Origin of the sequence: Sporosarcina sp. P1 (assembly GCF_002743155.1) — a bacterium.
Taxonomy (GTDB): Bacteria; Bacillota; Bacilli; order Bacillales_A; family Planococcaceae; genus Sporosarcina; species Sporosarcina ureae_B.
Map to the genome: position 1 here is coordinate 333,515 of NZ_PDYS01000002.1, position 14,522 is coordinate 348,036.

The following is a 14,522-nucleotide window of genomic DNA, read 5'->3' on the forward strand; positions in this document are numbered from 1 at the left end:
TCGGAATAGAAAGATTACTATGAAAATATGAGCCGAGGAGGTTTCTACATGAATAAAGAAGAATTTTTAGAACGTTATGCAATTGATCGAAAGGGTACGAACTCGCTGAAATGGGATAAACTTGAGGAACGATTTGGTGATGCGAATTTACTTGCGGCTTGGGTAGCGGATATGGAGTTTAAGGCACCAGAGCAAGTAATAGAGGCAATGAAAGAAAAAGTGGACTTCGGAGTATTTGGTTATACATATGCGCCTGAATCTTATTATAAAGCGTTTATTAATTGGGAACGTGAACGCCATGGCTATGAAGTGAAAGAGGAATGGATGCGTTTTTCAACAGGGGTTGTGACTGCGTTATACTGGTTCGTTAATGCATTTACGAAACCAAAAGAAGCAGTGATCATTCTGTCCCCAGTTTATTATCCATTTGCCAACGCAGTGAAAGATACAGGTCGTACGCTCATAAGCAGTGAACTCATTAATACAGAGGGCGTCTACACGATCGATTTTGAAGACTTTGAAAAGCAAATAGTTGATAATGACGTGAAATTATTTATTCATTGTACACCGCATAATCCTGTAGGCCGTGTCTGGACAGCAGAGGAAGCGGAAAAACTCTTATCAATCTGTGACAGGCATGACGTCTTGGTGGTATCGGATGAAATCCATCACGATATGACGTTTGGCGATCATACACATATACCATCTGCGATTGTGGCTGGAGGAAAGTTCTCTAAACGTGTTGTTACAGTAACCGCTGCTTCGAAAACATTCAACTTGGCAGGCTTATTGACATCACAAATCATCATTGAAAATGAAGCGTTGCTGGAGCAATTCGATACGTTTGTGAAAACAGTTAATCAAACCGAAGTCAATATGCTAGGTATGACGGCTGCAGAAGCGGCTTATAATCATGGTGCAGACTGGCTTGAAGGACTACGAGAAGTCGTTAAATCAAATGAACGCTATGCGGTCGAACAATTCGCAGAGCATGCCCCTAAGTTAATCGTTACACCTTTGGAAGGAACTTACTTATTATGGATTGATTTGCGTGCACATATCCAGCCAGACGGTGTAAAAGAATTCGTTCAAGATACGTGTAGGCTAGCAATTGACTACGGAGAGTGGTTTGGGGAAAACTCGAAAGGCTTCATTCGTTTAAATCTTGGGACAAAACCGCATTATATTAAGCAAGCAGTAGATAGTATCATCGAGCATTTGCCACAATCTTAAGATATATATAAAGATCGCCGCAGTGTCAAAATATGACGCTGCGGCGATCTTTTTCATAATTATATGGTCTGGTCGCCATGTGCTGGTAGAAAATCGAGCAAAGGCTTCAGTTCATTCTCAAGGAAAGGCTTCGCTTGCAACATATTCCTAAATGCTGCATAACGATCAATTTGTTCCAGTGTTGGTTGTTTAGTAGTACGGTAGGCACGTATTAAAATGTTCTTTGGTGTATGCTCCATATCGATGAACTCCACAAGTTGTGATTCGTAGCCAACCAATGTCAGCAACTCTGCACGGATGGAGTCCGTTGCGAGTGCAGCAAAACGTTCTTTCACTAAACCGTGCTGCAACATGATGTCGAGTGCAGGAGCTTGAACTTGTGAAAACAGCTCATGCTGACAGCAAGGGACAGATAGGATGACGGAAGCTCCCCAGTTGACTGCTTTCGCTAATGCCATATCCGTTGCCACATCACATGCGTGAAGCGTGACGACCATATCGACTGCGGTATCTCCATCATATTCATTGATATCGCCTACTAGAAATTCTAGCTGATCGTATTGCAGATCACGTGCAATTTCCTGGCATTCTTCAATGACTTCTTTTTTTAGATCTAACCCCGTTACACGAATGTCGAGGCCTTTTTCAATTCGCAAGTAATGATACAGTGCGAACGTCAAATACGATTTCCCCGAACCAAAATCCAGTATGCGAATCGGACGGTCTTTCGGCAAGTGGGAAAGCGTGTCATCAATAAGTTCGACGAAACGATTAATCTGGCGGAACTTATCATGTTTTTGATTTTTAACCTTACCTTCAGGTGTTTGAACGCCGAGACGAATGAGAAATGGGTAAGGGGTTCCTTCATGTAAAGCATAATTCTTAATACGATTATGCGAATAGTCGACCGTCTTTTCGGTATTGAGGAAAATTCGTTTAATCGAAACTTTCATCTTCTTGGATATTTGGATCTGCATCGTTTCATCTGATAAATCAATATGGAATTGCTTAAAGTTTTGCAATGCATCCTGCAAAGGTTGCTTCACGTTTTCAAGTGCCACATTATCATGCTTAAGAACACGTTCATGTTGATATTCAAATTGAATGTAAAATTCACCTTTTAGTTCAAGCGGCTTTAATTTAATTCGCTTTACATCATTGGATTTCATTCGTGGCCCACTAATTGTAGCACGGATGAATGTTCCATCTTTCATGCGTCGCTGGAGTAGTTCCAGCACGTCGTCTACTGACATCGTTTGACACTCCTGTCTATCCTCAGTTCAATAGGAATCCTTGCTTTTGTAAGAATGCCTCGAGATCCGTTCTTCTTGGTGACTCAAGGAAATCTGCCATTTCTTTTGTCCACATCGCATCACGTTGATTGGAGTCACGGCTTGCATAGTATTCTTTCATGATTTCGTCATATGCTGGCAAAAGATCATGATACTTTTCTTCGTTATATGTGTTTTCATGTAGTACGGCTTCTACAGGCAAACGCGGTTTGACTTCATTGGATTCATTTGGAACACCGATGGACAATCCAAATAGAGGCACAACGCCTTTTGGCAATTCCAGTACTTGTGAAATTTCTTCCATCGCATTTCGTACACCGCCGATATAGCAAATGCCGTAGCCTTTTGATTCGGCTGCAATGACAACATTTTGCGAGAACAGAGCGACGTCGATTGCACCGACTAGCACATTCTCTGCTACTGTATAATCAATTTCCTGACCGTGTAAACGGGCAGCGTGAGATAATCGGTTATAGTCCATACAAAATACTAATACTGCGCCAGCTGTATAGAATTGACGACGATTCTTAGATAGTTCAGCCAACTGACCCCGTTTTTCAGTGTCTGTTACATACATCACAGTACATGCTTGCACGAAGTGAGAACTGGCGGCGTGTTGACCTGCTTTAATTAGTTCTATAACGGTTTCTCTTGAAATCGGTTCATCTTTATAACGTCGAACCGATGAATGAGATGTTAATAAATCGATTACCATACAATCCCTCCGCATTCGTTTTCATCAGGACATATCTCTTCCTGAAACTCTTCTTTTATCCTACACTATTCTGACCTTTCGGGAAACACTGAAGCGTGTTTTGACTGTAGTGGATCTCATGCTAAGAGAGGTAGGGATCCCCGATTGATAGGCCGGGTTTGATATGATAGAAGGAAATCATCTATTTAGGAGGGATACGTATGATGAAACTCGACCACCTTATCTATTTCACTCAGGATACTGTACAAAGCATTGTCATGGAACAACGTGCAAAAGGTAATCAGGCAGTAGCTGGCGGGCGGCATGAAAACTGGGGAACAGCCAATGCATTATTGTATGCTGACAATGTATATATCGAATGGCTGACAGTAGAAGACGAAGACAAAGCGAGAGTAGCGGCAACGGATCTTCCACTTATTGCACACTATTTTCATGATCAGCAATATGGAGATGGCTGGGCGAATGTATGCTTTTCTGTCGAAGATATGGAACAATGGAAAGATGAACTCGATAACAAAGGATTCACCACAACAAAAATTATCAATGCATCAAGAAAAACAGAAGATGGTGAGTTGGTTCGTTGGAAGATGTTGTTTATTGAACAAGACGTCTCCAATGAATTGCCATATCCATTCTTCATCGAATGGGATGAATCGGAAGCGCAGCGACAATCTCGTCTCGCTAAGACGGGTGCACGAACGATATTCCATCAACAACAAAAAGTTTCAGAATGTATTTTCCATGTGGAAGACCCATTACAAGAAGTAGGCGAATGGGCAATACTATTATCACAGAAAGTCGGCGATGTACATGATATTCGAATTGGGAACGTTATATTGCGCTTTATAGAAAAACAAGAAAAAGTACAGCGGTTGGCAGAGATTCATTTCACATCGAGCGATTAGGCAACAGAACGAAGGGTAAACTATATATAAAGATGTCGGGGGGATGCTAGCATGGATGTGTTAATTGAAAAAGCCGTAATAGTTGGCGTACATGAACAGAAGGATTTGCACTTTGAATATGCGATGGAAGAACTAAAGAATTTGGCGGAAGCAATCAATGTGGAAGTTCTAGGTGAAGTGACACAGAATTTAGAACGGAAAAATCCATCCACTTATATTGGAAAAGGTAAGATTGATGAAATCCGTGATGTATATGAGGAATCTGAAGCAAATTTACTAATCTTCAATGATGAATTATCGCCTTCCCAGTTGAGAAACTTGGAGAGAGATCTAGAATGTAAAATTATTGACCGTACTATGCTTATATTGGATATTTTTGCAAGGCGGGCACGCAATCGAGAGGCACAGATGCAAGTTGAATTAGCACAACTGCAATATACATTGCCGAGACTTGTTGGACTTCGAGCTTCACTTAGCAGGCAAGGTGGCGGAACAGGAGGCGGCTTACAGAATAAAGGAGCCGGTGAAACGAAGCTTGAGCTCGATCGTCGGAAAATTGAAGATCAGATCGCTAAACTTCGCAGAGAACTTGAGCATGTAAGTGATCAACGTGAAACACAGCGAAAACAGCGTGTCAGAAGCGGTATACCTGTTGTATCCATTGTAGGTTACACAAACGCTGGGAAATCCACGTTGATGAATCGATTGCTACAATATACGGATGTAGATGAATCCAAAGAAGTTAGTGAAAAAGACATGCTATTCGCAACGCTCGAAACCGCTGTAAGAAAAATCAAACTACAAGATAAAAAAGAATTTATTTTAACAGATACTGTAGGGTTCGTTTCTAAACTCCCTCACCATCTTGTCCAAGCATTTCGTTCGACATTAGAAGAAGCCAAGAATGCAGACTTACTGTTGCATGTTGTGGATGTTTCCGACGAAGAACATGGTCATATGATGGATGTTACCAATGAAACATTAGGAGATATTGGTGTGAAAAGTATCCCTACTATCAATATATATAACAAATCGGACTTGACCGAAATCGTCTATCCGCGTGTAAAAGATCAGAGTATTTGGATGTCCGCCGGCGAAAATAAAGGGATCCCTGAATTGTTAAATTTGATCCAACAAAACTTATTCAGGCAATATATCACGTGTAAATTAATGATCCCATACGACCGTGGAGAAATCGTTTCCCATCTCAACGAAAATGCTTCGATCAAAGATACGGCTTACGAAGAAGAAGGCACATTGATGACTGTGGAAATGCCCGAAAGTGAATGTGAACGTCTACAAGAATTTATTCTGAAGTGATTAAATAAAAAAGGGCTACATGCACAATGCATGTAGCCAAATCCTTTTATCTTTATAAGAAGAGAAAGGGGGTGGGATGCTTCTAGTTTGCCCGATTTACAAAATTCTAAACCTCTTGATGGAATTCAAAGAAAAATACTTGGTACACTCACTTGAAGTATTCAAATTTTTTTATGCTTCTATAAAAATGGGGTTTGTCAATTGCCAGTGTGGATCTGAAGGTTTTTCTTTAATCAATCGTACAACTAAGCGGGAACAATATAAGGAGCGATGGACTGTATGAAAAAATGGACAACAATTCTTACAGCAGGAACACTAGCAGTTGTTTTAAGTGCCTGTGGTCAAACTGCTGAACCTCAAAAAAATCCTAGTACAGATGAAGAAGAAGTGGTCGTAAATAGTGAACTGACAGCCGGTGAAGTAATGGAAAAAGCGAATGCTACAGCTGAAACGCAGCAAAGTATGCATTCGGATATGGAAATTATGCAAACGTTGGAAATGGGTGATGAGAAGCAAGACATTCATTCGACGATTGATATGGATATGATTCTTGAACCACTTGCTATGCGCCAAACGATGAATATGCAAGTAGGCGATGAAGAAATGGCAATAGAACAATATATGACAGAAGAAGGCTTCTTCATGAAAGACCCACAATCAGGCGGTTGGATAAAATTACCGGATGAATTGTATAAAGAAGCTGCCGGTCAAATGATGGGAGTGACTGAATCACCAGTGGACTTCACCATGTATAAGGATTACACAGAAGATTTTACATTTGAAGAGACCGACGATGAATACGTTCTGACATTGGTAGGTTCCGGTGAAAAGTTTAGTGAGCTCATGAAAGAATTGTTAGAGAAGAACATGCCACCAGAAGCAGATGAAGCCATGTTGGAAGAAACAGATATGAAAGTTGAAAAAGTTGACCTACAATTCACTATAGATAAAAAGACATTCTTCACAAAAGACTTTGACATGGATATGACTATGACAATGGATGAGCAAGGTCAGCAAGTTAAAGTCACACAGAATATTAAAGGTACGATGACAAAGATCAATGAGATTGATGAAATCAAAGTCCCGAAAGAAATAATAGATAGTGCCCAAGAAATGGATCAGCAGTAAATGAAAAAGCCGTTTTCCGTGTTATACGGAAAACGGCTTTTTCGTATGAATTCATAAGATTGAATAAGAGGTTAACAGATTCTGTAATGAGTAGAATTTTAAAAGTATTGATAACGATTTTCATTTAGATATTGACATCATATGTTAAACGCGGTAATGTTGTTCTTGAGCGAATGATAATCATTTTCATTTAAGTGAGAGATGCTCAAATATTCGATATCGGAGTTCTTCATGAAGAAACGTTACTTAATTACAGCAGTTATACTTTTATCATTTCTTTCGCTGTTTGTCGGCGCAAGCCGAATCACACCAGCGGACCTATTGGACTGGCGTTCAGAAGCAACAGAAATATTCTTGATTAGTCGAGTTCCTCGATTAGTCGCGATATTACTCGCTGGCGCAGGGATGAGTATTGCAGGTTTGATTATGCAACAACTGAGCCGCAATAAATTTGTATCTCCCACCACAGCAGGAACGTTGGATGCGACTAAACTGGGAATCTTGGTATCTATGTTGATATTTACCAACGCAACATTATTAGAAAAAATGGCGGTTTCGTTCACATTCGCCTTGCTTGGCACTTTCTTGTTTATGCAAATTCTCGACCGTATTAAATTTAAAGACGCGATCTTCATTCCGCTTGTTGGATTGATGTTCGGAAATATTTTATCTTCCATCGCCACATTTTTTGCATATAAAGCAAACGTGATCCAGAATATGTCTGCTTGGCTTCAAGGAGATTTTTCCATGATCATGAAAGGCCGTTATGAGCTTTTGTATATTAGTATACCTGTGTTGATCATTACATATTTATATGCGAATCAATTTACAGTGGCGGGTATGGGGGAAGACTTTTCCAAGAACTTAGGACTCGCTTATAAGAGTATCGTCAATATTGGGTTGATCTTAGTTGCGTTAATTACGACAACCGTTGTATTGACAGTGGGACTGATTCCTTTCCTAGGGTTAATCATTCCGAACATTGTCTCGATTTTTAAAGGAGACCATCTACAAAAGACGTTGCCGCATACTGCATTGCTAGGCGCAATCTTCCTTCTTATCTGTGACATTCTAGGCAGGGTTATTATCTTCCCTTATGAAATCTCGATCAGTTTAATGGTCGGTGTCATCGGAAGCGCAATCTTCCTGTTCTTGTTGTTTAGGGGGAAAGCCTATGCGTAACTCAACGAAGCTACTAATTTTATTAGCATTTTCATTAGTATTTTGCGGCTTGTATCTATTTGAAGGTTTGAACGGTAGTTATGACTATGCACTTCCTAGAAGAGCGGTCAAAGAGGTGGCGATGATTTTAACAGGTGTGGCAGTGGCATATTCCACGGTTATTTTCCAGACGATCACGCATAACCGCATTTTAACACCAAGCATCATGGGATTGGATTCACTCTATATCTTGCTGCAAACCGTTCTTATTTTCTTTTTCGGTTCGACTTCATTTGTACTGATCAACCAGCAATTTAACTTCATGCTGTCGGTCGGTGCGATGATAATATTCGCTTTGTTGCTCTATCACTTCTTATTCGGTAAAGGGAACCGACCAATCTATTTCTTATTGCTAGTCGGTATCATTGTCGGTACATTCTTCGGAAGTATTTCGACATTCCTGCAAGTGATGATTGATCCGAATGAATTTTTGCGTGTGCAAGATAAGATGTTTGCGAGTTTCAACAATATCAACGGGGATCTCGTGTGGTGGGCATTAGCGATATTGGTTATCACACTTCTTATTGGTTGGCGCTATATCAATGAACTCGATGTTTTATCATTGGGACGGGATACGGCAATCAATCTGGGTGTGCCGTATCAGTCGGTCGTCAAGATCATGTTGATTTTATCGGCAGTACTGATTGCGGTGTCCACGGCACTTGTAGGTCCGATTACATTCTTCGGATTGATCGTAGCCAACTTGTCTTACCAATTCTTCAACACGTTTAAGCATTCGGTGTTGATTGCCGGTGCTGCGTTGATGAGTGTCATTGCATTAGTTGGTGGACAATGGATCGTTGAACGTCTATTTTCTTTCTCGACCACACTCAGTGTGATCATTAACTTTGTCGGTGGCATTTACTTTATCTACTTATTATTAAAGGAGAGTCGATCTTCATGATCCAAGTTCGTGAGTTAACGAAGTTTTATGGGAAAAAAGCAGTCGTCGAAAAGGTCAGTGTAAATATTCACCGTGGAAAAATCACGTCATTCATTGGACCGAACGGGGCTGGTAAATCTACTCTTCTCTCGATGGTAAGTCGATTAATGGATGCTGACACGGGCGAAGTATTGCTCGATAAAAGCAAAGTGAAAGATATGAAATCCAATGACTTCGCTAAGCGCGTCGCGATTTTAAAGCAATCCAACTTCATGAATGTCAAACTTACCATCCGTGAACTTGTTTCATTCGGCCGTTTCCCGCACTGTAAGGGCCGTCTTCAGGAAGAAGATGACCGGATGGTGGATCAGGCGTTGGAGTATATGGGCCTGACTGACATGCAAGAAGCGTATTTGGATGAATTATCTGGCGGTCAGCGTCAGCGGGCTTTCATTGCAATGACGATTGCACAAGACACCGATTATATTTTACTCGATGAGCCACTGAATAACCTGGACATGAAACACTCTGTGCAAATCATGAAAATCTTGCGTCAGCTTGTCAATGATCTCGGCAAAACTGTGGTCATCGTCTTGCATGACATCAACTTTGCCTCTGTCTATTCAGACCGAATTGTTGCGTTGAAAAACGGAAGAATCGTCAAAGACGGAGTAACGAATGATATTATTACCTCTGAGTCATTACGCGAAATTTATGACATGGAAATTCCGATTCAACAAATGAAAGATTGCCGAATTTGTGTGTATTTTAACTCTTAAAATAAACTTTAAAAAGTGAGGAATTATACTGAAATGAAGAAACTTACCCTATCCTTATTCGCATTGATCTTAATGCTAGCACTGGCTGCTTGTGGCGGCGCAAAAGACGAAGAAAAACCTGCAGACAATGCTACACCTGAAGATAAGCCAGCTGAAGAAAGCACAGAAGTAACCATTACACATGAACTTGGTGAAACAACACTTGAAAAGAACCCTGAAAAGGTAGTAGTTTTTGACTTCGGAACATTAGATACATTGGATGAACTAGGAATTGAAGTAGCAGGACTTCCACAATCAAACGTCCCCGGTTATCTTTCTAAATATGAAGACAAAAAGTATGAAAATCTAGGTAGTTTGAAAGAGCCAGACTTTGAAGCAATCAATGCAATGAAGCCAGATGTGATCTTCATCTCTGGACGTCAAACAGACTTATATGATCAGCTATCTGAAATTGCTCCAACAATCTACATGGGCGTTGATACGTCTAACTACATGGAATCTTTCAAAGAGAACATGGGTAAAATTGCTACAATCTTCGATAAAGAAGATGAAATGAAAACTGAATTAGCAGACGTAGATGCAAGCATTGAAGAAATCAAAACTAAAACTGAAGGTATCGATAGCAAAGCATTGATCATCCTAGCAACTGAAGGAAAAGTCAGTGCATACGGCCCAAGCTCACGATTTGGACTAGTTCATGACGTATTCGGATTTGAACCTGCTGACGAGAACATCGAAGTTTCTACTCATGGACAAAATATCACGTTTGAATATATCTTAGAAACAAACCCAGACATTCTCTTCATCATCGACCGCGACGCAGCAATTGGTAACGGCGCAACAGCGAAAGATTCTGTCGAAAACGATCTTGTAAAGAAAACAAACGCATTCAAGAATGACAAAATGGTTTATTTGAACGGTGAATATTGGTACCTATCTGGTGGCGGTCTTCAATCGATCAAAGAAATGATCAAAGAAGTAGAGGTTGGACTATAAGAATGAATGAAATCCCAGGAGACTCTGTCTTCTGGGGTTTTTTCTCTTCATGATCATCTTTTTAGCCGTAATTTATCAGGCCGCGCTCATTAAACTATGACAAGCGCTCAATCGCGTTCGCTATCCGCTCAAAGCCGCATTCGTTCCGCTCAATCACGTTCGCTACCCGCTCATACCCACAGCCGTCCCGCTCTATAACTACCCACAGCCAATCACATCCAGAAATCCCCAGAAAACAAAACTAGTCAAATACAAACAAAAAATGCTATAATGACACCTGTAAAGACATATAAAGATTGCACAATAGAAAGGTAGAAGACCTGTGAAAAAGAAGGAAATCTCACGAAATAAATTACTGGGTATCGCAGGTACTGGTTGGATGTTCGATGCGATGGACGTTGGAATTCTATCATTCGTCATTGCTGCACTAGCCGTAGAGTGGAATCTAACTTCGACTGAGATGGGCTGGATAGGTAGCATTAATTCCATCGGTATGGCGATAGGTGCATTCGGATTCGGTTTATTAGCCGATCGGATTGGACGTAAGCAAGTATTTATGATGACATTGGTTTTGTTTTCAGTTGCGAGCGGCTTATCCGCTTTGACGACAACGTTATGGGCGTTCTTAGCTTTACGTTTCTTAGTAGGAGCTGGGTTAGGTGGGGAGTTGCCTGTTGCTTCTACATTAGTTTCGGAAAGCGTATCCGCAAAAGAGCGGGGACGTGTAGTGGTGTTGCTTGAAAGTTTTTGGGCAGCGGGTTGGCTCTTAGCGGCTTTAATAGCCTATTTCATTATTCCGGAGTTCGGTTGGAGAGTGGCACTGATCATCACGGCACTACCGGCATTTTATGCGATTTACTTACGACGTAATTTACCCGACTCTAAGAAGTTTGAAGAGCAAGGAAAGATATCACAAACGACAGGACAGAAACTAAAGCAATTACTGGCACCGGCATTTAGAAGACGGACGCTTATGCTGTGGATCGTATGGTTTGCCGTGGTCTTCTCGTATTACGGTATGTTCCTTTGGCTACCAAGCGTCATGGTGATCAAAGGCTTCAGTTTAATCAAAAGCTTTGGCTATGTATTATTGATGACCCTGGCACAGTTACCAGGTTACTTCAGTGCCGCGTGGCTAATTGAACGCATGGGGCGCAAGTTCGTCCTTGCTACTTATTTATTCGGAACGGCACTCAGTGCTTTAGCTTTCGGTAATGCGGAGACATTGACTACGTTGATGGTTGCTGGTGCGTTTCTATCCTTCTTTAACTTGGGTGCATGGGGAGCTCTTTATGCATATTCACCGGAACAATATCCTACCGCTATTCGAGCGACAGGCTCTGGGGTTGCGGCGGCAGTTGGGCGTGTGGGAGGTATTTTCGGACCACTTCTCGTTGGATCACTGTTAACAGCTGGATATGGCTTCGGAATCATCTTTGGTATTTTCTGCGCAGCAATTATGATAGGTGTATTAGCTGTTATTTTCCTAGGAACAGAAACAAAACAAACTGAGTTAACATAGTATAAGATAAGTCGTTTTCATTTTACATAAATGGGAGCGGCTTTTTCGATGGTTAACATTTTTTATTCGGTAGCGAAACCTTTATAATTGTAGAAAGGAGTGAATGCAATGTTTCGTGTACCAGATGAAATTGCGCGTATAGCTTTAGAACGCAGCGAAGGATTTCCAGTAGAAGGCTTTGTCCACGGAGAAGGTCCGCAATCACCAACACTCTTACTAATTGGTGAAGCACCGGGTGAACACGAAGCGATTCATGGTGTTCCGTTCATTGGTCGTGCAGGTGATGAATTGATGAAATCTCTTGCATCAATAGGGTTAACACGTGAAGATGTCTATATGACGAGTTCGTTCCGCAGTAGACCTTACAAATGGGGGACGAGGAAAGAACGGGATGGTAGTTTGACGGAACGTAAGTATAATCGTCCACCCACACAAAAGGAGCAATTGGCTCATGCACGAGTCCTTGATTTTGAAGTTGCCAATCTTCAACCAAAGCTCATTGTCACACTGGGGAATATTGGCTTGCAGCGATTGCTAGGTAAACATGCGAAGGTCACGGTTCTTCATGGACAAGTACTGACGCAACCAGTGCAATATTTAGCAAAATTAGAAGATAAACAATATAGCCTAACAGATGAATCGTACACTATAATACCGACATTCCATCCGGCTTCAGTGTTTTATCGCCCATCCCTTAGACCTGAACTGGAAGCCGATTGGCGTCGCATTGGTGAATATCTTCAAGGGGAAATGAACTATTCGTTTGAATGAAGTAGAAAAGAGGATACATCATGAATGCACAAGTAAAACCTAAAGGATCCGTTAAAAACTTTATGAGTCTAGTCAAGACATTGCATTGGCCAGTAGCCGTAACCATCGTTGCCCTAGTGCTATCTCTCGTTGAAACGGCTGCAGGACTTGCTGTGCCATTAATAACCAAAGATTTAGTAGACTCATTCACCAGTGAGCTATTGAACTGGAAGACCGGCATTTTCCTGCTCGTTTTATTCGTGGTACAAGCAATTGCCGGAGGTTTCTCCTACTATATGCTTGCCTTTATTGGCGAGACAGTAGTTGCGGACTTGCGTAATCAGTTATGGCAAAAAGTACTGCGTTTACCTGTGCCGTATTTTGATCAAAATGAAACGGGCGAAACGATGAGTCGGATTACACAAGATACAACCATATTAAAATCACTTGTCTCAGAGCACTTAGTCTCGTTCATCTCGGGTATGATCTCGATTATCGGAGCGGTCATTATTTTACTGGTGCTCGATTGGAAAATGACGATCATCATGTTGATCAGTGTGCCTGTTAGTATGGCAATTTTATTTCCGCTTGGACGCTTAATGCACAAAGTAGCGAAAGCGACACAGGCTGAAATGGCAAAGTTTTCGGGACATCTCGGCCGTGTGCTTGGGGATATTCGGTTAGTGAAAGCATACCGCGCGGAACCTATTGAAGGAGAGAAAGGCAAAAATGCAATTCAATCCCTATTTCGTTATGGGTTGAAAGAAGCGAAAATCCAAGCTGTTATTTCACCTATCATGATGTTGACGATGATGGGCATCCTAGTAGTGATTCTCGGGTATGGAGGAGCGCAAGTTGCAAAAGGAGCATTATCAGCTGGAACATTGGTTGCAATTATTTTCTTGCTGTTTCAGATTATCATTCCGTTCGCACGAATGGCTCAATTTTTCACTTCATTCCAAAAGGCGATAGGGGCGACAGAAAGAATTCAAGGGATTCTACGAATGGATTCAGAACCGGCAGATGGTGTACGTACATCGAAAATGGAAGGTGCCATTACATTTTCAAATGTTCATTTTTCATATGAAGATGGAAAAGGTGTAGTGAACGGAATTTCATTCACTGCAGAGCGAGGAACAGTAACGGCATTCGTCGGACCAAGCGGTGGAGGGAAGACGACGATTTTTTCATTGATGGAGAGATTCTATCAACCGACTTCGGGGGAAATACGGCTTGGAGAAGATCCGATCCAAACGATTCCGTTATCCGACTGGCGTCGGCGTATAGGCTATGTGTCGCAGGAAAGCCCTTTATTAAGCGGAACTATCTTAGATAACATTGCGTATGGTCTTGAAAAGAGACCGCCTCTTGAACAAGTCATTGAAGCTGCAAAAGCTGCCAATGCGTATACATTCATAAAAGGTATGCCGGATCAATTCGATACGATGGTTGGGGAGCGCGGTATGAAGTTGTCTGGCGGTCAGCGCCAACGTATTGCAATCGCGCGTGCTTTATTGCATAACCCTGAGATTCTATTGTTGGATGAAGCTACGTCGAATTTGGATAGCGGTTCGGAAACACATGTACAAGAAGCATTGCACCATTTGATGCACGGTAGAACTACGCTTATTATTGCACATCGGTTGGCTACCGTACTGCATGCAAACCAGTTACTGTTTTTAGAGAATGGCCAGATTACAGGTAGAGGAAATCATGCAGAACTATTGGAAACACATGAGCTCTATCGTGAATTCGCAGAAGGACAAGGATTGGCATAA

Annotated in this window: 13 protein-coding genes; 11 read left to right on the top strand and 2 right to left on the bottom strand. The window is 41.5% G+C overall.

The window, feature by feature from the left end; translation table 11 throughout:
- Window positions 1-48: 48 nt before the first annotated feature.
- Complete coding sequence (locus tag CSV73_RS04575; protein ID WP_099626742.1) at window positions 49-1,233, top strand: MalY/PatB family protein; 1,185 nt, start codon at window positions 49-51, stop codon at window positions 1,231-1,233.
- 59 nt (window positions 1,234-1,292) lie between these two features.
- Here the strand turns inward: CSV73_RS04575 and CSV73_RS04580 are convergent, their stop codons facing one another.
- Entirely contained in the window at window positions 1,293-2,486 is a 1,194-nt protein-coding gene (locus CSV73_RS04580) for a class I SAM-dependent methyltransferase (protein ID WP_099626743.1), read from the bottom strand.
- Window positions 2,487-2,508: 22 nt separating this feature from the next.
- Complete coding sequence (gene nfsA / locus CSV73_RS04585) at window positions 2,509-3,240, bottom strand: oxygen-insensitive NADPH nitroreductase (protein WP_085131958.1); 732 nt, start codon at window positions 3,238-3,240, stop codon at window positions 2,509-2,511.
- A gap of 200 nt (window positions 3,241-3,440) precedes the next feature.
- Between nfsA and CSV73_RS04590 the strand changes: the two genes are divergently transcribed.
- The 10 genes from CSV73_RS04590 (at window position 3,441) to CSV73_RS04640 (ending at window position 14,522) form a co-directional block, all read left to right on the top strand.
- The gene (locus CSV73_RS04590) at window positions 3,441-4,145 is read left to right on the top strand and encodes a VOC family protein (protein ID WP_099626744.1); all 705 of its coding nucleotides are present in this window, start codon (window positions 3,441-3,443) and stop codon (window positions 4,143-4,145) included.
- Window positions 4,146-4,196: 51 nt separating this feature from the next.
- Window positions 4,197-5,465 (top strand): GTPase HflX, encoded by a 1,269-nt coding sequence (gene hflX / locus CSV73_RS04595; RefSeq protein WP_099626745.1) that lies wholly within the window; start codon window positions 4,197-4,199, stop codon window positions 5,463-5,465.
- A gap of 279 nt (window positions 5,466-5,744) precedes the next feature.
- Window positions 5,745-6,593, top strand: coding sequence for a DUF6612 family protein (locus tag CSV73_RS04605; RefSeq protein WP_099626747.1), 849 nt, complete (start codon window positions 5,745-5,747; stop codon window positions 6,591-6,593).
- Window positions 6,594-6,824: 231 nt separating this feature from the next.
- Window positions 6,825-7,775, top strand: coding sequence for an ABC transporter permease (locus CSV73_RS04610; protein ID WP_099626748.1), 951 nt, complete (start codon window positions 6,825-6,827; stop codon window positions 7,773-7,775).
- Window positions 7,768-8,718 carry an iron chelate uptake ABC transporter family permease subunit gene (locus CSV73_RS04615; RefSeq protein WP_099626749.1) on the top strand — a complete coding sequence of 317 codons (951 nt, stop codon included), beginning with the start codon at window positions 7,768-7,770 and terminating at the stop codon, window positions 8,716-8,718. The genes CSV73_RS04610 and CSV73_RS04615 overlap by 8 nt, the downstream gene beginning before the upstream one ends.
- The gene (locus CSV73_RS04620) at window positions 8,715-9,476 is read left to right on the top strand and encodes an iron ABC transporter ATP-binding protein (RefSeq protein WP_085131952.1); all 762 of its coding nucleotides are present in this window, start codon (window positions 8,715-8,717) and stop codon (window positions 9,474-9,476) included. Before CSV73_RS04615 ends, CSV73_RS04620 begins: the two co-directional genes overlap by 4 nt.
- A gap of 33 nt (window positions 9,477-9,509) precedes the next feature.
- Window positions 9,510-10,472, top strand: a complete 963-nt coding sequence (locus CSV73_RS04625; protein ID WP_099626750.1) for a siderophore ABC transporter substrate-binding protein — start codon at window positions 9,510-9,512, stop codon at window positions 10,470-10,472.
- A 379-nt stretch (window positions 10,473-10,851) separates the two neighbouring features.
- The gene (locus CSV73_RS04630; RefSeq protein ID WP_198166116.1) at window positions 10,852-11,994 is read left to right on the top strand and encodes an MFS transporter; all 1,143 of its coding nucleotides are present in this window, start codon (window positions 10,852-10,854) and stop codon (window positions 11,992-11,994) included.
- Window positions 11,995-12,102: 108 nt separating this feature from the next.
- Entirely contained in the window at window positions 12,103-12,765 is a 663-nt protein-coding gene (locus CSV73_RS04635) for a uracil-DNA glycosylase (protein ID WP_099626751.1), read from the top strand.
- Between the two features lie 20 nt (window positions 12,766-12,785).
- A complete protein-coding gene (locus tag CSV73_RS04640; protein WP_099626752.1) occupies window positions 12,786-14,522 on the top strand; it encodes an ABC transporter ATP-binding protein in 1,737 nt (578 codons plus the stop codon).